This is a genomic window from Paenibacillus sp. TC-CSREp1 (genome assembly GCF_050171015.1).
Lineage (GTDB): Bacteria > Bacillota > Bacilli > Paenibacillales > Paenibacillaceae > Paenibacillus > Paenibacillus silvae.
Genome location: NZ_JBNOKM010000013.1, coordinates 121,253 through 140,506, shown reverse-complemented (window position 1 = coordinate 140,506; position 19,254 = coordinate 121,253). Strand labels below are relative to the sequence as shown.

Genomic DNA, 19,254 nt, shown 5'->3' with positions numbered 1-19,254 from the left:
CTCTCTTTAAAAGGAGTGGTGACATGACAAGTACCCACGGCGAAGATCTGGCTTCGCATTACGCACAACTCGTAAAGCAAGAAGATGATTACGTCGATCAACTGGTCACGTGTAACAAACTCATCCTGGATGCCATGGACATTATCGCGAAGCGGGCAGGGGTGATGCATATGGATACGGTGAAACAGGCGGCATATCACCTTCACGGGATGGAACAGGATTTGAACCGCAAATTATTTGAAGTCAGGCTGGAGAAGAGCATCTTGGCCCATCACATGAGCCAGTCTACATAACCGTATGAACGAAAGGGATAGTACAGGATCATTCTAGGGATGAGCTTGACTGTCCTTTTAATCTTTATAAGCGATCCCAAAGCATTCCCCCATATAAGCATGCATTTCAATGGACGTAGGCAGAGAGACTTCCATCGCAAACCTGAGTATTAACTAATCATTTTTCTTTATTGTATTCATTTTATTTTCCAAGTTAGATATTCTTTTTGAGAGCCCTGACACCTTACGAAATACATAGTAGATTCCGAATAAGACTACGATAAGACATATAGTTAAAATGATAAATTCCGGCCAATAGAACCAACTCATATAAATCCACCTCCTTGACACTTATGTTTAATTTTATCATTTAGTAACAATTATGTGAAATATAAAACAAGGTCCCGGCTATTTCTTCTTTCTTGTTAGCTCAATCTTGTTCGTAATAAGCATTGACTTTCCACACCGTTCCCCCTAAACTTCAATTATTAAAACACTTTTAAAAACTCACCTCCAATATTTTTCTCGAATACGTGATCACCCATATACATACAAACGAAAGGAGGCACACAACAAGCGATGTTACCCACATCCCACAACACCCAACAGGTCAAACGCATTAACGTTGAAATTGTAAAAAACACACTCCGGTCGATGGGCGTAGGCACGAAGGCTTCCATCGCAAACCTGACCAAACTCAGCGTGGCAACATGCGGCACGATTCTGAATGAACTGCTCCAGACAGGGGAGATCATTGGTCTGGGCCCGGATGAATCAAGCGGGGGCAGACCCGCGAGTCGATATCAGTTCAACGCGGACTATGCGAGTGTGCTATGTCTGATTATTCGTACGGAAGGCGGCATTCACTCGATTACACATACATATGCCAACCTGAACGGAGAGATGGTAGACGAACAGACTCTTTTTTTGGATGAAATTAATGTCACGGTGGTGGAGGAACTAGTTGCTGAACTGATCGAGCAACATCACAATGTGCAGGCCATCGGAATCGGAATACCAGGGGTGGCGCACAATGGTGTGATCGGTATCTGTGACGTACCGGAGTTGGCTAATCAGCCCCTAGGGTTAAGACTCAAAGAGCAATACGAAGACATCGAAGTGGTCATTGGCAACGATATGAATCTGACGGTGTATGGGCTGTACAATGAGCAGCAATTTGAGGAAGAGAAGAACTTTGCGGTGGTAACGTTCCCTGAAAACCATTTTCCGGGAGCAGGTTTTATTATCGATGGTCGGCCGCTTACCGGGAATACGCAATTTGGGGGCGAGGTGTCTTTTTTACCCTTTGGCGTGTCACGGGAAGAGCAGCTGCGCATGTTGAAAACGAAAGAAGGATTGCAGGAACTCGTCGTACAGACACTGGTCTCCATCATTGCTATCATCAACCCGGCGGCCATTGTAGTGACGGGTGACACGATGGACCCCGCGATGAGGAATGGCCTGATCCAAGGCTGTCTGAATCACCACATTCCACAGGAACATATGCCTCAGCTAATGATTCGCCGCGATACCCGGCGCGAATATGTTACCGGACTGGTAGCCGTAACGCTGGAAAGCCTGACCTACCGTATTCAGGTAATTGAGAAGCAATGGTAGGAACGACTTATTATGAAGTGAAGTTAAGCAAAATTTTTTACACGAGAGCGGAGAGGGCAGAGCCAATCTGGAGAACGCCTTTATCACTGTATTTTTACCGTTAGAAAGTAATTCAAAAAAATACAGGGATAACAGCGGGCGGAAGATGGCACTGCAATCGGAGGTACAACGTGTAACCATTTTTCTGGACACAATGGGGGAACTTATTTTGAATCAGCAAGCAAGTACACAAGGCAACAAACGAAAGTTCAACAAGCTGTACGCCATGCAGCTGGCAACCATCTTTCTAGGATTTATCGTATTTGGCATCTCGGAAAATATTAAAGGCCCGGCGATTCCGCGCATTCAATTTGACTTCAATCTGGATGAGAAACAGCTTGGGACGTTGTTGTCCTTGAACGCACTGGGATACCTGATTGCCTGCTCGTTCACGGCTATACTGGTTCGCAAATGGGGCATCAAGGCGGTCAGCATCATTTCGTTTGCTTCGATGATTCTGTCGGGCGTGTTCATCTATGTAACGCATACGTATCCGCTCTTTGCGTCATCGTATTTCTTCATGTACATCGGCAACGGGATGCTGGAGATTGCGCTGGCGATTCTCGGGGCGCGTATTTTTGTGAAAAATACAGGTACGATGATGAACCTGTCCCATTTCTTCTATGGGCTGAGTTCAACGGTGGCGCCGTTGCTGGCGACAGGGGTCATGTCGCTCACGGTATTTGGGTATCAGCTGGACTGGCGCGGTATGTATCTGGTCATGTTGTCGCTCTGCCTGTTGCCGATCATTGCGGCACTGCGCAGTACGTTCCCCGGGGATGATCTTGCCCATGAAGATCGAACCTCACTCAAGACGTTAACACGTGATCCGGCCCTGTGGCTGATGGTGCTTATTCTTTCTTTTGGCGTGGTATCCGAACTGGCGGTTGGGGGTTGGCTTGTTAACTTCCTGGAGAAAGCATACACATGGGACACGGTCAAAGCCTCTGGTCTATTATCGGCATTCTTCCTAACGTTCTCGCTGGGCCGTTTGCTGCTAGGGCCGTTGACGGATCGCATCGGATTTGTGCTTTCATTGATCTTGTTCTCTGGTTTTTCGGCGGTATGTACGTTTGTCGCGCTTGCAGGTGGGGAGAGTCTGGCTATCTTCTTTGCGATATCGGGTGCAGGTATTGCGATGATCTATCCAACGGTGATGGCGTTTATCGCCCGCAGATATCCGAACGGCAGTGATACGGCGATTACGTTTACGGTGACGCTCATGGGGGTAGGCAGTGTCATCGGCAACTATGTGATTGGCTGGGTCATTGAAGGTGTGAAAAGCATGTACGGTGCCACCACTCAGCTCGGTCTGCTGCGCGGCCTTCAAGCCGGGTATGGATTCATTGGGTTGTGTGCGTTAATCTGTGCGGCTTCCGGCGTGGTGCTGTATGTGTATTTGAAAAAAAGGCAGGAACTGATATAGTTTCTATGTCATCAAAAAATCCATTGTGGACTCTTTCTCTCATCCTTTTGGGGGAAGGAGTTTTTTGACGAAGAAGACAAACTTGAATTGTGCAAATTGACCGAAAGCGAAGTATCAATGGTTACATTAATCGGCACATCAGAAAATGTGCTAAATAGTCTATTTTATATTATGAAGTTGAACATTTTGGAAATTATATATTGTTATAAGCCGAGTTACATATTATGATGAATAGGTCTTTTGGTTCAATATTATACAAAAAGCAGGAGAAAAGACGTAACAATTCATAGGAGGTTTTATGGAGATTTCAAAAAAAATGGGCGCAGCAGCTATAGCATCGATAGTTCTTACGCTATGCGCAGCCATGCAATCCAACGTATCGGCAGCATCGTCTATTCCGTTTAAAGATGCTGAACAGGCTTCGCCTTGGGCACAGGCACTTATACTTGAAGCTCAAGAGAGAAATTTCATTAACGGAGACCCCAAAGGATACTTTCATCCGCTACAGCAGGTTACTCGTCAAGAGGCAGCCGTTTCACTTGCCAAACTTATGGGTCTTGAACTGAGTAATCATGCAACTTCTAAGTTTTCGGATGTTACTCCCGGTTCATGGAGTGCAAGTGCTATTGAGGCAGTGCAAAAAGCCGGATGGATGAATGGAGATCCGAGCGGCATGTTTCGTCCCCAAGCTGTCGTTACACGGGAAGAATTAGCTTCCATATTGGCTAGAGCAACCCAAGCAGATCCAATGCAAGATCAGGTTGAAGAGCTAACGAAGATTAAAGACAATGAGCAAATATCAACGTGGGCTAAAAAATCGGTAACATCTGTTGTCTCGTCCGGTCTGATGACAGGCAATAACGGCAGCTTTTATCCTCAGCAGCCAGTGCTCCGACAAGAACTAGCTGCTATTCTAGTACGAATCGATTCCACGGTGGCAAGCAGTCATCTGCAAACCATCCAGAAAGTAGAAAACGGTACAGTTACGATTGGAAATAAGCAATATGGGGTAACGGAAGCATTAAAACCGTTATTTGAGGCTAAAAATGCAGCTGCACTTGCGAATGCCGGAGTCCGAATGGAAACGGTAGATGAGCAGATCACCAAGGTGTTAGAGCTCAAACTGGTTGCGCCAGGTCTGGCAGCAGAGGCAGGGAAAAAAGAGTTCTCAGGGAACGTCGTACTCGATGGTGGACAAGCGGTTATAGCGGGTAACGTAAGAGCTGCAGCAGACTACATAACGATCAGGAACCTCGATATTAGCGGTGATCTGGAAATTTCAAAGGAACTTGAGAATGATTTTTATGCGGAGAAAGTTACAGTTAAAGGAACAACTTATGTAAAGGGTGGAGATGACAACACGGTTGTATTCGACCAATCGTCACTTCAGCAAATGAATATCAGCAAGGAAGATGTTCGGGTTGAATCCTTGAACAAAACGGTCATTAAAGAGGTTCATATTGACTCCAAGCTTGCGGGGTTGTGGGGAGATGAATCCATCACATATGATACTGTAACGGTAGGAGAAGGAGTTCACAACGCTTCATTATATGCGCACATCCGTAACTTGGAGATTACCGCAGGTAGTAAGGAAACAAGCATCTCTGGAACGGGGCGTATAGAATCACTCACCATTAAAGGTACAGGAACCATTGCGCTGCAAGGTACAGGAACGATAGGGACTGTAACGATTAAGGATCGTGCCAGCCAAGTATCGATTCCAACGAATGCTTCCATTCAACGCTTGGTTCTGCCAGAGGGAGTATCACCCGAAAAAGTCATTGCAAACTACGATAAGGTTAAAACGCAAATCGCTACGATTAACGGTGTAAGCAATCCGACATTTGTACAGCCAAGCTCTGGAGGAAGTGATTCTTCCGCTAGTGGAGGCAGTGGAGGCAGTGGAGGCAGTACAGGGAATTCAGGAGGAGGGACACCTTCCAATCCGGGTACACCATCAACTCCTGCGAATCCAGATCCGACATCATGGTATCCGTATACGTACAAGAGTTATCAGGACCGTACAGAAAATTCAGCTGTTGGTCTGATGACCACAAATAAATCAGGTACAGTTTATTACATGGCTGTTCGTGCCGATGATCGTGTACGTCCTACAGCGGAACAAGTGAAGAATGGATCACTTCCTGATAACTTGCCTTCAACCCATGGCATGTTTTCGGTGACAGCGAATCAACCTGTGACGTACAAAGTAGAAGGACTTGAGCCATCCAAAACCTACCATATCTATACCATTTTCAAAAATGGAGAGACAGGTCAGGAAACGCAGCCTATGTTTATTCATTCGATTATGAATTATCGTGCCAATGACAGCGATGTCCTTCCATACGATAAATCGAACCTGAGCCAGATTAGAATTCAGTTTACGGGTGTACTCACACCTCCAGCAACAACAACTACTAACCCGGCTGCGATCTTTAAAGAGGGTCGCCTGCGAAACTATGGATATGGATTTATTGAGATCAAATCGATCCATTGGGATCTAACCATTCCGGAAATGCCTATTCTTAATGTGAATTTTGACCCGGTAACATTGGGAGACGGGACGTCTTATTCTTTCGATTGGACTTATGTTAAAAATGCGTTGACTATTAAAGATTCAAATGGAAGTGGTTCCCGTTCGTTCGGGGGACATGGCAGTTACTCGGGGCCAAATGTTGTCTCGTTGATTACGAAGCAATTATCCATCGAAACGGGCAATCGAATCGATCCAACCAAGGGTGAAGATGTCCTACATATCCTTGGAGCCTACCCTTCTGAATTGAGAAAGGAACTGGGTTTGATTGAATTTAACGGACAGCATTATCAGAAGGCTTTGGCAGAAAAAGCTGGCCAGTACAGCACATTCAGTGATGTTAAACAGATTATTGAGACGACAAACCAGCAGTACCCTGCACCGTCCAATACCGAAGCTGGTGTGATCCATAACTTCAATTATGCCGGAACGAACGCCATCACGGAATCTTATCTGATAAGGTATGCGGATACACTCCATATTGATGCAGCGCAATACAGCAGTATGAACCAAACAGCTCGAACCGAAGTTGCTAAAATGATCCTAAGTGAGCGCAGTCTCTTACCGGAAAACAAATTTATAAGCATTGAACAAATTCGTCATGCTTACGAGTTGGCCTACACCAAATCGTCCTCTATGCCCCTATCTCTTTCTTTTGTTGATACAGATAAAGCTGCAGGAACGATTGGAGGGGAAATTAATTGGACACCAGGCACAGATGACACTGCAGTCGTTTCCTATCAGCTGATGTGGGGAAATACGGGGGGAAGCCTGGATGCAATCAAGACATTGGATAAGTCAGACGGAAACAGCTATACGCTGCCCCAAGGGACGTCCATTCCTGAAGGAGCAACTCATTTGCTGATTCAAGCTGTGCTGCAAGATGGAGCTTATACAGCATCGATCTCTATTGCGATCAAAGATACGCTGCCTTCTGCTCCTGAGCAACCAGAGGTCGAAGCGGATGATAAACTAAACATGTTGGTCGGAGCCAATGCAAGCATGGAATTTTCACTTGATGGAGAAAAGTCCTGGATCACGTATGATGAAGCCAATCCACCTGTTTTCCCAGGGGATATATACGTACGAGTACGTGTGAAAGCTGATCCGGACAATCAAGTTCCTGCGGGTAAGGTGAAAACAGTTGATTTTGTAGATAATGTGAAAATGTTTGTTAGTCACAATGATGCCGACAATATGTTCTTTGCCTCAGAAATGTCCTCTGCAATGGAATATTCAGTGGATGATGGCAGGACGTGGACTACGTACAGCGAAGAGAACCCACAACAATTTCCCGGGGATCTCACGGTTCTTCTTCGTGAGAAAAGTAGTCAATATCTGGAGGCTGCACCAGCAAAAAGCTTTCCATTCACATCCGAAGTTCATGTTACGAGTCTGAACCAATCAATACGGACCTCTTTGCCGACAATGGAATACTCAAAGAATGATGGAGAATGGACTCCATTGCTCGTCGACCAAACCGTTTCGTTCGAAACGGGGGATTCAGTTCGAGTACGTGAAGCGGCTCAACATCCTTTTCAGGCGGGAGCAATTGAGACATTTACTTTCTGAAAAAGTAATGTTATCCCGAGAACGTACTTCGTGATGAAGTACCTCTATAATCTATAATTTATAAAGTCTCACTCATTTCTAGGAAATCAGTGGGGCTTTACTTCTATTTAGACGAGTAATAACAGCAAAAACGCAATTATTTTAAACCAAAAGGCCCCGGTCGATCGTGATGATCACGGGGCTTTAAATCTATCTTCCCTCACTTCAACTAGCTACTATCTTGTCTAAGCCGGTCTTTTTTTCCAACGTTTCAACAGCATGTACATGCCAAATCCAATCAGGAAGATCACACCTGCCGGGATGACGTATGGTTTAACGACTTCACCGACTTCCTCCCATTGTGCGCCCAGTTTGTATCCAAGATAGACGTATATAGACGTAATGGGCAGCATAGCTAGAAATGTAAAGATACTGAATTTGAACACGTTCATCTTTGCCATACCACAAGGGATGGAGATGACGGTGCGAATGCCGGGCACAAAACGTCCGTAGAAAGCGACCCCGCTGCCGTATTTTTCAAAAAATTTATCAGAAGCTTCGATATGATGGGCGCGGATCAGAAAATATTTGCCGTACTTCTCGACCATAGGTCTGCCGCCGTAACGTCCGAGTGCATACAGCGTCAGAGGGCCGAGCGTTCCTCCAACCGTACCAGCCAGAATCGCCAGCCACAGCTTCATATCCCCGAGATACACCCAATATCCCGCCATGGGCAGCACCAGTTCAGCAGGCACAAATTCAAATGATAATGCAATAACAAGCCCGCCATACGACAGATCTTTAAAGAAAAGTATAAATTGTGTGATCCACTCCGTCATGCTTTCCCTCCACAAATCTATCTATTTTTGATATAAATAAACACATCTCTCTCCAGAGTAACAAGGGCGAACAGCGCTTGTCAAAACTCACAAGAACAGCTGATTTTTCCTATCATATACCTGATATGTTAGCCTATACATAAGCCTTGCCTAGTCCCAACATAGATACGGACGAACATGGTCTAAGGTTTCTTTTCTATATGTAATCGTTCTTGAGTCAATATGAATCTGCAAAAATAAGCACACTCTGAAATTGCTTCCAAATATAGTATGATAAGACTATCGCTAGATTTGCCACACAGGGCCTGGATAAGTTCAGTAGCGATCAGACGAGGGCCAGTTAGTGTTCACGAAGACCATCCTATACATATAGAGAAGGAGAGCAGAACATGAGCGTACAAACGATCATCGATCAGATTCATATTGTTGAATATGACCATTCTTACGCCGCCAGCCTGGCCGATATGTGGAACCGAAGCAACGAGAGCTGGGGAGGCGGTACAAGGCAGAGAACTGAGGAAGCCATTCGCCAGGAGATGGAGAACTCCTCCAATCTGCATGAATATCTGGCGATTCATAATGAAGAGGTCGTCGGTTTTTGCAGCTTTGCTCATTATCGTTTTGACGAGAATGCACTATATGTACCGCTGCTTAACGTACGCCCCGACTACCACGGGTACAAGATTGGCCGCAATCTGATCCTGAAGGCTGTGGAGAAAACGGTGGAGGCCGGGTGGCCGCGCCTGGATCTGTTCACTTGGGGAGGCAACACGAAGGCGGTGCCGATGTACAAGAAATGCGGATTCTTTTGGGAGAAAAAAGACGACAGCGTACACCTGATGAACTTTATCCCGACTGTATTGCAGATGGAAGCACTTGCTCCTTATTTTGAAACTGTAGATTGGTATGCCGACAGCACCCGTGAGCTGGTGATCGAGCCGGACGGACGTGGGGAGCGCGGATTTGATTTCTTTGATTATACGTGGGAAAAAGGAGACATCGCCCTTCGGGCATCTTTTGAAAAAACAGGCCGCGGCCTGGCCGCTCTTGAAACGCCGGATTACCACATTCACACCGAGGTTGACGAGCATCATCTGGTGTTTGGTTCGAGTTATGCCGTGCGTTATCATATCCAAAATAAATCGGCCTCCGATCTCAATATCGAGATCAAGGGAAAGGACGACAAAAATATCCGTTTTGCCCTGCATGCTGTGCAAACGGTGCAGCCGGGCGAAACGATCACGGTGGAGGGCGAATTCCATCTCGATCCGGTGACAGAGGAACAGAACAAAAACAAAACACATCCCGCCATCATCAGCATCTGGCTTATCAACGGTAAGCAGGCTCAGTTCCGGCTTGGCATTAATCCCAAGTTTCCGGCACAAATCACCCCTGTTCTACCTGTGAAGGAACTGTATCCGGGTATCCCGGCAGAGCTGGTGCTGAACGTTGAAAACAATGTGGACGCCGAAACGCAGTTTACCTTGGAGCTGCCCGCAGGAGATTTTCTGAACTGGACGGAGCGTAAGCTGCGTTTCACGGTGCCTGCCAAGGGGAAATGCGCTGTACCCGTTCCGTTTACACTGCACACCTATGGCATCTATGCACAGGATGTGGAGATCACCGCTGTGCCAGCGGGAGGATCGGAGATTTCTTTTACAAGAAAACTGTCTGTGCTAATGAAGGGAATGGAGGGCAGGTACGGAGGGGAGGCGAACGGTCAGTGGATCGCGGTGAACGGCGCATATTCCCTCCACATGAACAAACATGATAACGTGATGTGGATTGAATATCCGGGGTCACATCATTCCTTCTGGTGGACGTATCCGAAGCTAGGGAAACCGTACTCGGAGGAGTTGTCCAGAAAAGAAGCGAAGGAAGTCCAGATTGTTGCCGAGGGGACTCAGCAGGTTCTTGAAGCCGTCTATGAATTGGAAAGCTTCCCGGGATTGCTGCTGAAAACCATTGGTAAGCTGTCCGCTAACGGCATTGCCACCTTTTCCTATGAGGTTGTGAATACTCGTGATACGGCATGGGAAGAGGAGCTTTTCCTCATGAATAACTTTGGCTTCTTCGGTAATCGGCTTATTCTGCCTTATCAGGGGCGTTTTGTGGATATGGGCGATGATTACGCCGGTGATCCAAACCTCTGGGATAGTGCACAGATTACAGAGAATTGGCTATTCTGCAAGGAAGAGTATGGGGCGTGCGGCATCTATTGGGACCCTTCACTCAAGCTGTTGAAGCCGGAATATACGCTGGGATTGCAGCATGAGCTTGGACGCCTGGAGGCAGGTGCTGTGGCTGCTACGAAGGAAACAGTTTTTGCGCTGAACACGTTTGCGAAATGGTCGGATTTCCGTGCATTTGCCCGTAAACAGCCTAGTACGGTGATCCCTATACTGCACAGTCATCTGGATATGACGCTGAATGACGGTAATCCCTTTGCACCCGATGTGCTGCAGGCGGAATTAATCGAACGAAAGCAGGTTTCGCTTGCTGGCACATGGGATTTGTACGTGCAGCAGGGCGACGAGCCGGAGATAAAGGCCCATACGATGGAGTTGGATGGGGCAGCACAGCTGAGCTCGGCCAAGCTTGAATTTTCACCCAAGGAAAACGGAACGTCAGCAGGTCGGGTTGATCATTACCGTTCTGACTCTCCTGAACGTGCCCATCTGCAAGAGCACATTGGCAGTTGGAAAGTGCGCGGTGTTTACAGGGGAGAAGACCGGATTCAGGAGCGAAGCGCTCTGTGGTTCCCGCAAACAAGGTCCGAGGTGCAGCAAACGGTTGAAAATGGTTCAGCTGCGTCGGGAACATTGTATACCGTCAACAATGGCGTAATAACCATTACAGCTGATCCAGCCTTCTGTGGTGTTGTGCACTCGCTGAAGGTTCAGGGAGAGGAATGGCTGGACAGCTCATATCCTGAGCCTGCTCCTCGTTCCTGGTGGAACCCGTGGTATGGGGGAATGACGGTCGATATTCGCGGCATGAACGGCTTCAGTCGTCAATTGGAAGAAACGAATATTTCGTGGTCGGAGCAGAAGGATCAATTCGGCAATGTGTGGAAAGGCATGCAGATCACGACTCGCATCGACAAGCATGAAGCGAATCGTGGCATGACGGTACAGCAGCATTATCTGATGCTGCCTGGCGTGCCTGTGCTCTGCACCTTGCTTTCTGTGACCAATCAGAGTGGGCTGACACGGGCGAATTATGCTCTTACAGAAGCACAGTTTTTCAAGCCATCCGATGTGTATACAGAAGGCTGGATCGAGAAGCCGGGTCAGGATCGTTTTCCGCTGGGCACGGTGGATATTGGCCTGCCGTTACACCATATATTCCGAACGGGATCGGTATCACGCACAAATATGCTGCATGCAGTGAATCGTCACCCCAAACCGAGTGCCTGGGCGTTTGCCAACAATGTAGTAACAGGGCATCACGTCACGCATGAGCTTACGATTAAAGACGGAGAGACCGTCTGGACAGAGCCGACCTATCTTGTCATTGGGCCAATCAAGCTCAATACGGCGGATGTGCACGATTTGTTGAAGCTGCATTTTGTAACAACCACAAGCGAAGAGGAGACTAACGATGCCCATCATTGATATTCACATTCATTTATCTGACATCGACAGCTTTCACCGTACTGCCATTGACCTGTCCAAGGTAGATTACAGTGCGGCTGGTCTCAAGGCGGAATTTGACCGCAATGACGTTATTCTTGGCATTGGCATGGGCGTAAGCGAGCAGACGAAGGGGGCTTTCCCCGATTCCAGCTCGCCTAACCCGATGGGTCTGGATCTGGAAGAGCAGGTTCCATCATTCCTGATGGAATGTGTAGGCATCAATCCCAACCGGCTGGATGGCAAACAGGCTCAGGAAGAGCTGGACCGGATTGAAGCCAGACTACAATCGCCCGAGGTTGCGGGAATCAAGCTGTACGCTGGTTACTATCATCACTATGTCTATGACAAAATCTACACTCCCGTCTATGAGCTGGCGGCAAAATACAATCTGCCTGTGGTCATCCATACGGGAGACACCTACTCGATGAACGGCCTGCTCAAATATTCGCATCCGCTGACGGTGGACGAGCTTGCCTTGCAGCAGCGCGGCGTTAACTTTATGATCTGTCACCTGGGTGATCCCTGGGTAATGGATGCGGCCGAGGTGGTGGCGAAAAATCCGAACGTGTACGCTGATCTGTCCGGCCTTGTGGTAGGGGATCGGCCCCACTTCGAACGCTTTATGAACGAACCGCTGTTCATGGATCATTTCCGCCGTGCTTTGGTTTACTCGGATCATTATGAGAAAATGCTGTTTGGCACCGACTGGCCGCTGGCTCCGATCGACCTGTATGCGGAATTCGTCCGCAGACTTGTGCCAGAGCAGCATCATGAGAAAGTATTTTACAAGAATGCCTCTGGCTTGTTTCCACGTATTAGCCAGCGAATTGCGGAACTGGGTTAGCATGTATGTTTCATTCCATTCCAAAAAGCTACTGCCATTTCAATTGGCAGTAGCTTTTTTTGTCTAGGAGCACGGCGCTTAAGGTGGATTAAAGTGCGGAGTTCCACCATTATCCTAAATACTTTGCCTACAAGTGAAGATCTCTCTTGGAATATTCTCGTGCGGGGCCCATTTGTTTTAGGTACATTTTACTGGGAGCGTGAAGCAACAGCGCGAGTAGCATGAAGAGATGCACCAAGATGATTACACTTGGAATAAACACAAACGTGAAGAGCAGGGTCAGAACCATAAATGTTATGGTCAGCTTATAGCTCTGTCCTGAGATATACATGATGGTCAGGAGCGGAGGTGCCAGAATTAAAATAATTCGGAGCGCTATACTGGCAAAATAGGCAATTTGATCGAATAGCGGGAATGCGGAGTAATCTGCACTATTGTGGATGACATCCGCAATAAGAAAAGCAATAGATATCACAATAAAAATGGATTGCAGCCCTAACAGGGCACGGATGACATTTAATACAGTGGGCATTTTCATTGCTGAAGAACGTTCCTTTCTCTGAACACGATGGTTTTCTCCCATTATACAATTCGAATGTTATATTTTGTATTAAATAAAATATTTTTTACGAAAACGATTCACTAACTTTCAGAAAATTTAATAACAACCGATATTAAAATGTCGGATATTATATTGATTCATATAAAAAGAGGATGGATGGTGGGGGTTTTCATGTTTTTTACAAAAGCTAGGCAGCGGTTGAGCAATATGTCTTTTCGAGTCAAACTACCTTTAATGATCAGTCTTCTTGTGTGTATCGTACTGACCATAACCGCTGTATTGTGTTATAAGGTGGCCGAAGGCATTACCCAGAATAAAAGCAAGGATGAAATTCATGCCAATTCGGATCGTATTGGAGCGGGATTGTTAACCTCACTTAATATGGCAGAACAGGCTGCATTTCTGATGACAAAGCATACGGAGTTTGAGCAACTGCTTTCCAGTCGGAGTGAGAATGAAGCTCAAGATATTAACGCATTTCTGGATGAAAATAAAGGACTGATTAATGGAGCAAACGAAATATTGGCCCAAAGCCTGGAAGGCATCGAAGGCGCGGTGGTGCTTATGTTGATTGACCGGAATGGTACGATTATTGCAGCGAATGAACCAAATGCGGTGGGAGGGGACCGCTCGGATCGAGCTTACTTTAAAGAAACGATCCAGGGACGTCAGGTGATCAGCGAAGGCATTATCTCCAAGACACTTGGTACACTGGGCACAGTCTTTGCTTCACCTATGTATGATGAAAACAAACAAGTGAATGGGGCGCTGATCGCCACCATTTCGACTTCATTTTTTGTAAACCAGCTGCAGAACGTCAAGATTAATGATGAGGGCAAGGTCATTGTGCTGGATCGGGTGGGGAAAGTCATGTACCATTCGGCAGACCCGAATCTGGTAGGAAAATCACTCGAATCAGGGGAGTACCAGTCTCTTGTTGATCTGGCCCCGAGTGAACAATTGCAGCAAGGCGAGTTAAGCGATCATGAGAAGGTTGTATTTTATTCCAAAATCCCGCATTCGGATTGGACCATCATTGTTGAGGATTCCTACGTAGATGTGAATAAGCCATTAACAAGCATGGCGAATAAAATGTATATCGTGTTATTCAGTTCAATTGTTTTTTCGGTGATTGTGGGCATTCTGCTATCACGGGTGATGACCAGACCGGTCTCTGCCATTACAACGTTGTTCAAGCAGCTGGCTGAAGGGAATTTGACGGTACAGGCGAAGGGGAAATACAGCGGGGAATTCCGAGAACTGGCAGATAGCTTCAACACGATGGCGGAAGGCAACAGGCAGCTGATTGCCAGCATGAATAGTTCAATTCATGTCTTGAATACAAGCACGGTGGAGCTGGATCGGTCTGCACAACAGACGTCGGCAACGATTAACGATACAACAGCAACTACGCTGGAGATCTCACGTGCGATGGAATCCCAGGCGAATGATACCGAGGCCATTGTGGATAAATTCATGAACGTTGGCGGCAAAATCGTCAAGGTGAACGAGATGTCACAATCCGTCATGGCTCAGGCTGATGAAATTACGGATGCATTCAAAAATAATCATGAAGTCATTGATGCACTGATCGCGGTCAATGATCGGAACGAAGCCGAGGTTAATAACATTTCGCAAATCACCGTTCAGCTCGCAGAGAGCTCCATCGGCATTCAACAGATTACGAGTACAATTGCCGAGATTGCCAAACAGACCAAGCTGCTTGCACTGAATGCGTCGATTGAGGCGGCGAGAGCAGGTGAGCAGGGCCGGGGCTTTGCTGTTGTAGCTTCCGAGATACGTAAGCTCGCGGAGCAGACAACAGCCCAGTCCGAAGACATTAACCGGATCGTAATGCAGACCATTGGGCATGTCGAGCAAAATAATCAGAGCGTGCAGGCAATTGAAGCAATTGCGGACCAGCATAAGAGCAGTGTTGTGCAGACGAAGGAAACCTTTCAATTTGTTACTCGCAGTATGCAGCAGATGATGAACCAGGTACAGGCTATTGCGGACGAGATCGAGTCCATTGAACGGGACAAAGACGATGTGCTTGGCGCTGCACAGAGCTTGTCAGCTTCAGGCGAGGAAGTATCTGCATCTATTGAAGAGGTAACCGCCACGATGGAGGAGCAATCCGCAATGACGGAGCATCTGGCCGAACTGGTGCAGACGATCGACACGCTGACCAAGCAGTTGGCTGAGGAATCGGCAAGATTTAAAACCAGTTAATAAGGGAATAAGATAGAAATAAACGTAAGGAATAATGTAAGAGTTAGTGAAAGGATTAATGCAAGGGATGTCGGAGCGTTAATCCTTGCATGACTTTAATTGTGATCGACCTCCTATTCAAGCACGTTGAGTGGGAGGTTTCTTTATTTTGACACAGGTTCCAAGATGAGCGTGAAGTTATTGATAAAGCCTTCTTTTTGCAGAAAAACAGTTTCGATCTCGCTTGTTCTCATATCGTAATGATAAATGCCGCGCTCTGTATTACCGTTCCCCTTTTCCCCGAGAAAATAAAATCCATTACCTTCCTTATCCAGAAACAACTCGCTGCTGGCCTTGATTGGAAGCTGTAGTTCCTTGCGCTGTCCTGTCTTCAGATCGACCAGACTATAACCGATGGGCAATTTATTAATATGTTTGGCAGTAGCTACAAGCAGCTGATTGCCTCTTGTGGATAAAGTGAGAATTTGTTCATCTTTAAGTGTAATGATTGGGCGGGTTTGCTTCGTTACGGGATTAATTTCAATAATGGTATGACTGGGTGGAACCATCGGTTTTTGGGTCTGATTTGATTTTTCCATCTGCTCGTACTGTTCTTCCTCGGAGTATTGGATGGCATATGCTTTCTCAGTTTCCGGATCATACGAAATGTCCCATGTAGTCGTGTCTGAATCTTGCTCATTTAATATCGAGATTTTTTGTGTTGCTTTATCCAGAAACATAACTTTTACAGGGCGTTCTCCTTTTTGTACAGCAGCCATCATCAGTGTATTCTCAGTGACATCCGGGATCATTGCATTAATCGCAAATAGATTAGAGCTTAGCTGCTTCGCCTTCCGTGTCTTCATATCATAAGCGAATAACTCGTCTCCTTTATTTTTGCCTTCACCTGAATAATAGATGGTGTTTTCCGCCAAAGAAACTACGGTCAAGGGATATTGGGAGTTATATGGCAAGTCAGTCATTTTGTTGAGCATTTTGGTATGCAGGTCGTATGTATAAACCTTTATGCTCATTCCATCGTTGGGATCTGTTGCATTGACGTACTCGGTGTTGGTGATGGAGAGGTATTCATGGGTCTGTTCTACCGTATTTTTGATGTCCGTAGATAAGTCTATAACATGGGATGCATTATTAGTACATCCTGATAGGAAGATAATAGCTAGCCACAGTATAGATAGTATGCTTTTGAATGTTAAATGTTTTATCATGATTTTCATCCTTTATGTGCAATTTATATAAATATTTAAAACATTTTCTTAATTTGTTACGTCAGTGTAGGAAGTTTATGTAAAAATGAGATGGAAGGTGGAAATCTTATGAGGAAAAGAAATAAAATATTCATCTCCTTCATGTTATGTCTCTTACTAATTCCCCCAGTTGCTTCAGCTGAAGTAACACAGTTGAAGGGTCCTGTGCTCCAAAGCTTCAAAACCAAAAAAAATACTTCAACCAGAAATACATTGAAAATACAAAAAGTAGATGATGCTAGTACTAAGAAATGTATCGTTATTTTAGAGCCACTCCAAGCACTCATTGATGAATACAAACGTAATAAAGAAAAAGAGTCAATTGAAGTGAGCATTATGCTTAAATATGATTTGAATATCTCCAAACATGACTTTTTACAAACAAAATTCTCAGATTACAAGGATTCAATCACAGATCAGACTGGATTTGGAGGCTATAGTTTTTTTGCCAGAATGACGATTCAAGAAATCGAGGAAGTGAGTACATGGGAGGAGATTTCTACGATTTCAATTCCGTCGGATCAGGTTTCTGTATATTGATGATTATAGATAGTCTGAAATTCGTGCAATATGAATCTATATTTAATAACGCCATCAATTGAGACAAAGTTTGTTGTCATGTATCATATTAAAGGAAATGTATAGATGATTTGTAAGAAATATGTTATCCTCTTCTCATTCCATATTTTTCTTGTCGGAATATTATAGATTGGATGTTTAGGGGGAAAGACATGCTTCTATCTGAACGTTTGCCATTAGCTGCGAGTTTATATCCTGAGGCAACTGCGTTATTGCACCGAGGTCATGGAATAAGTTATGGAGAGCTCAATGGTCTTGTTGAGAAGATGAGTTATGCATTCTATGCACAGGGACTTCGTACAGGCGACCGGTTTGCTCTGCTGGGTGACCCGAATCCCGAACTGGTGGTTGCATTATTTGCAGCTGTTGCCATTGGAGCGATACCACTCGTACCTTCTCCATTGCTGACTGTTTCTGAACTGGCAGTAATCCTGCAAGATGCAGAACCGACTATCATTATTCATGATAAGCATTATATTGACAAAGCTATAGCTCTGATGCAACTTCTTGGTTCTGGTCCAAAATGGTTTGCCACATGTGAGGAACCTACCATTTCCAGATCGGAAATGTCGCTGCCCAAGCTTATGGAACAACAATTCGACTGTCAACGTAGTGAAAACTCCAAATGTGATGCAGCAGATACAGCTGTATTAATCTACACAGGGGGTACAACGGGAAGGCCCAAAGGAGTTATGCATTCGCATCGCGGAATGGCGGCCTGGAACCAGCTTACACCTTCCTCGGGTTTTGGGTATGATATCGGACGGCGGGTGCTTGTGCTCAATTTGTCCCATCTGGTTGGTCAATTTCAGATATGGGCAACGATGGCAGCTGGGGGATGTCTCGTGTTTATGGACGAATATCCAGGGAATGTGCAGCGTATTATTCATGCGGTAGAACAGAATCAGATTACACATCTAAGCACGGTAGGGCAGCTGCTTCGTGATCTTACTCATGAGGTATCCAGGACAGGTGAAGACCTGAGAAGTTTAAAAGTGATTGGCTGTGGAGGCTCGGTTATCGCTCCTGACACATTGCAGAATGCAGTAAAACAATTCCCGGCAGCAGTGATTGTCAATAATTACTCCCAAGCAGAATGCGGAATGTCTATTAGCCGTCTTTTTCCTGCAAGACATGCGGAGGATACACATCGGCTTCACTCAGTAGGACGCCCCCAAGACTTGGCTGCACAGGGAGAACAAGCTTTTGAAGTTCGAATTGTACATACAGATGGAAGAGATGCAGAGACTGGTGAATCTGGCGAGATTGTAGTCAGAGGAGCACAAACGATGACAGGGTATTGGCGGCAGCCGGAGGTCACCAGGGAGGTCATGACGGATGGCTGGATTCGAACAGGGGATGTAGGTTGTCTCGATAATGAGGGTTATCTTTATGTGCTGGATCGGTTGAAAGATATGGTCATTGTGAATGGCTCCAATGTATTCTGTGCTGAAGTGGAGCAGGTGATCATGAGACATGAGGTAATTATAGAAGCGGCGGTAGTTGGTGAGCAGCTTTCAGACGAAGGAGAAAGAGTGGTTGCTTTTGTTGTGTTACTGGATGGGACAAGCTTGGATCTGAAGCAGTTAAGAGCGTTCTGCGAATTGCACCTGGCTCTTTACAAATGTCCAACACATCTGCATATTCTGAACAACCTGCCCAGAACTTCGGTGCAAAAAGTAGATAAAAAACAGCTAAAGCAGTATTTGCTCGCCCAATAATTAATAATTAAAATTTATTAAACTCTCAAAGCCTTAACAAGCATTTCGATATGGATATGAATGGTGTTGACGTTGCGAAATTGCGGATGATTCATTTGTTCACTTATTAAAATGCCTAAAAACCTCCCTTCGCACACAAATGAGAATATGGGAG

The 19,254-nt window shown here is 45.8% G+C and carries 12 protein-coding genes; 9 read left to right on the top strand and 3 right to left on the bottom strand.

Translation table 11 applies throughout. The features are described 5' to 3' along the window. Positions 1 to 23 precede the first annotated feature (23 nt). The 4 genes from ACQSGY_RS20470 (at position 24) to ACQSGY_RS20455 (ending at position 7,459) form a co-directional block, all read left to right on the top strand. Entirely contained in the window at positions 24 to 293 is a 270-nt protein-coding gene (locus ACQSGY_RS20470) for a hypothetical protein (RefSeq protein ID WP_427180312.1), read from the top strand. A gap of 558 nt (positions 294 to 851) precedes the next feature. Beyond that, positions 852 to 1,889 carry an ROK family protein gene (locus ACQSGY_RS20465; RefSeq protein ID WP_427180309.1) on the top strand — a complete coding sequence of 346 codons (1,038 nt, stop codon included), beginning with the start codon at positions 852 to 854 and terminating at the stop codon, positions 1,887 to 1,889. Between the two features lie 265 nt (positions 1,890 to 2,154). Next, a complete protein-coding gene (locus tag ACQSGY_RS20460; protein WP_427180453.1) occupies positions 2,155 to 3,354 on the top strand; it encodes an MFS transporter in 1,200 nt (399 codons plus the stop codon). Between the two features lie 298 nt (positions 3,355 to 3,652). Further along, positions 3,653 to 7,459 (top strand): DUF4073 domain-containing protein, encoded by a 3,807-nt coding sequence (locus tag ACQSGY_RS20455; RefSeq protein WP_427180306.1) that lies wholly within the window; start codon positions 3,653 to 3,655, stop codon positions 7,457 to 7,459. 224 nt (positions 7,460 to 7,683) lie between these two features. Here the strand turns inward: ACQSGY_RS20455 and ACQSGY_RS20450 are convergent, their stop codons facing one another. Continuing rightward, entirely contained in the window at positions 7,684 to 8,277 is a 594-nt protein-coding gene (locus ACQSGY_RS20450; RefSeq protein WP_427180304.1) for a DedA family protein, read from the bottom strand. Positions 8,278 to 8,666: 389 nt separating this feature from the next. On the opposite strand from ACQSGY_RS20450, the gene ACQSGY_RS20445 reads away from it, so the two are divergent. After that, positions 8,667 to 11,894 (top strand): GNAT family N-acetyltransferase, encoded by a 3,228-nt coding sequence (locus ACQSGY_RS20445; protein ID WP_427180303.1) that lies wholly within the window; start codon positions 8,667 to 8,669, stop codon positions 11,892 to 11,894. Then, positions 11,881 to 12,759, top strand: coding sequence for an amidohydrolase family protein (locus ACQSGY_RS20440; protein ID WP_427180301.1), 879 nt, complete (start codon positions 11,881 to 11,883; stop codon positions 12,757 to 12,759). The genes ACQSGY_RS20445 and ACQSGY_RS20440 overlap by 14 nt, the downstream gene beginning before the upstream one ends. Before the next feature lie 127 nt (positions 12,760 to 12,886). Here the strand turns inward: ACQSGY_RS20440 and ACQSGY_RS20435 are convergent, their stop codons facing one another. Further along, positions 12,887 to 13,297, bottom strand: coding sequence for a hypothetical protein (locus tag ACQSGY_RS20435; protein ID WP_427180299.1), 411 nt, complete (start codon positions 13,295 to 13,297; stop codon positions 12,887 to 12,889). A gap of 195 nt (positions 13,298 to 13,492) precedes the next feature. Between ACQSGY_RS20435 and ACQSGY_RS20430 the strand changes: the two genes are divergently transcribed. Next, on the top strand, positions 13,493 to 15,553 hold the full coding sequence (locus ACQSGY_RS20430) for a methyl-accepting chemotaxis protein (protein ID WP_427180297.1): 2,061 nt from the start codon (positions 13,493 to 13,495) through the stop codon (positions 15,551 to 15,553). 143 nt (positions 15,554 to 15,696) lie between these two features. Here ACQSGY_RS20430 and ACQSGY_RS20425 read toward each other — a convergent pair whose 3' ends face one another. Then, positions 15,697 to 16,566 (bottom strand): hypothetical protein, encoded by an 870-nt coding sequence (locus ACQSGY_RS20425; protein WP_427180295.1) that lies wholly within the window; start codon positions 16,564 to 16,566, stop codon positions 15,697 to 15,699. 303 nt (positions 16,567 to 16,869) lie between these two features. On the opposite strand from ACQSGY_RS20425, the gene ACQSGY_RS20420 reads away from it, so the two are divergent. Together ACQSGY_RS20420 and ACQSGY_RS20415 are read left to right on the top strand one after the other, a co-directional pair. Then, positions 16,870 to 17,340 (top strand): hypothetical protein, encoded by a 471-nt coding sequence (locus ACQSGY_RS20420; protein WP_427180293.1) that lies wholly within the window; start codon positions 16,870 to 16,872, stop codon positions 17,338 to 17,340. Between the two features lie 191 nt (positions 17,341 to 17,531). Beyond that, positions 17,532 to 19,100 carry a class I adenylate-forming enzyme family protein gene (locus tag ACQSGY_RS20415; RefSeq protein ID WP_427180291.1) on the top strand — a complete coding sequence of 523 codons (1,569 nt, stop codon included), beginning with the start codon at positions 17,532 to 17,534 and terminating at the stop codon, positions 19,098 to 19,100. Positions 19,101 to 19,254 lie beyond the last annotated feature (154 nt).

Coding starts and splice junctions, on each gene's coding strand:
- ACQSGY_RS20470 (WP_427180312.1), top strand. CDS start 24: ATGACAAGTACCCACGGCGAAGATCTGGCTTCGCATTACGCACAACTC.
- ACQSGY_RS20415 (WP_427180291.1), top strand. CDS start 17,532: ATGCTTCTATCTGAACGTTTGCCATTAGCTGCGAGTTTATATCCTGAG.
- ACQSGY_RS20455 (WP_427180306.1), top strand. CDS start 3,653: ATGGAGATTTCAAAAAAAATGGGCGCAGCAGCTATAGCATCGATAGTT.
- ACQSGY_RS20460 (WP_427180453.1), top strand. CDS start 2,155: ATGCAGCTGGCAACCATCTTTCTAGGATTTATCGTATTTGGCATCTCG.
- ACQSGY_RS20425 (WP_427180295.1), bottom strand. CDS start 16,566: ATGAGCATAAAGGTTTATACATACGACCTGCATACCAAAATGCTCAAC.
- ACQSGY_RS20445 (WP_427180303.1), top strand. CDS start 8,667: ATGAGCGTACAAACGATCATCGATCAGATTCATATTGTTGAATATGAC.
- ACQSGY_RS20420 (WP_427180293.1), top strand. CDS start 16,870: ATGAGGAAAAGAAATAAAATATTCATCTCCTTCATGTTATGTCTCTTA.
- ACQSGY_RS20450 (WP_427180304.1), bottom strand. CDS start 8,277: ATGACGGAGTGGATCACACAATTTATACTTTTCTTTAAAGATCTGTCG.
- ACQSGY_RS20440 (WP_427180301.1), top strand. CDS start 11,881: ATGCCCATCATTGATATTCACATTCATTTATCTGACATCGACAGCTTT.
- ACQSGY_RS20435 (WP_427180299.1), bottom strand. CDS start 13,297: ATGAAAATGCCCACTGTATTAAATGTCATCCGTGCCCTGTTAGGGCTG.
- ACQSGY_RS20430 (WP_427180297.1), top strand. CDS start 13,493: ATGTTTTTTACAAAAGCTAGGCAGCGGTTGAGCAATATGTCTTTTCGA.
- ACQSGY_RS20465 (WP_427180309.1), top strand. CDS start 852: ATGTTACCCACATCCCACAACACCCAACAGGTCAAACGCATTAACGTT.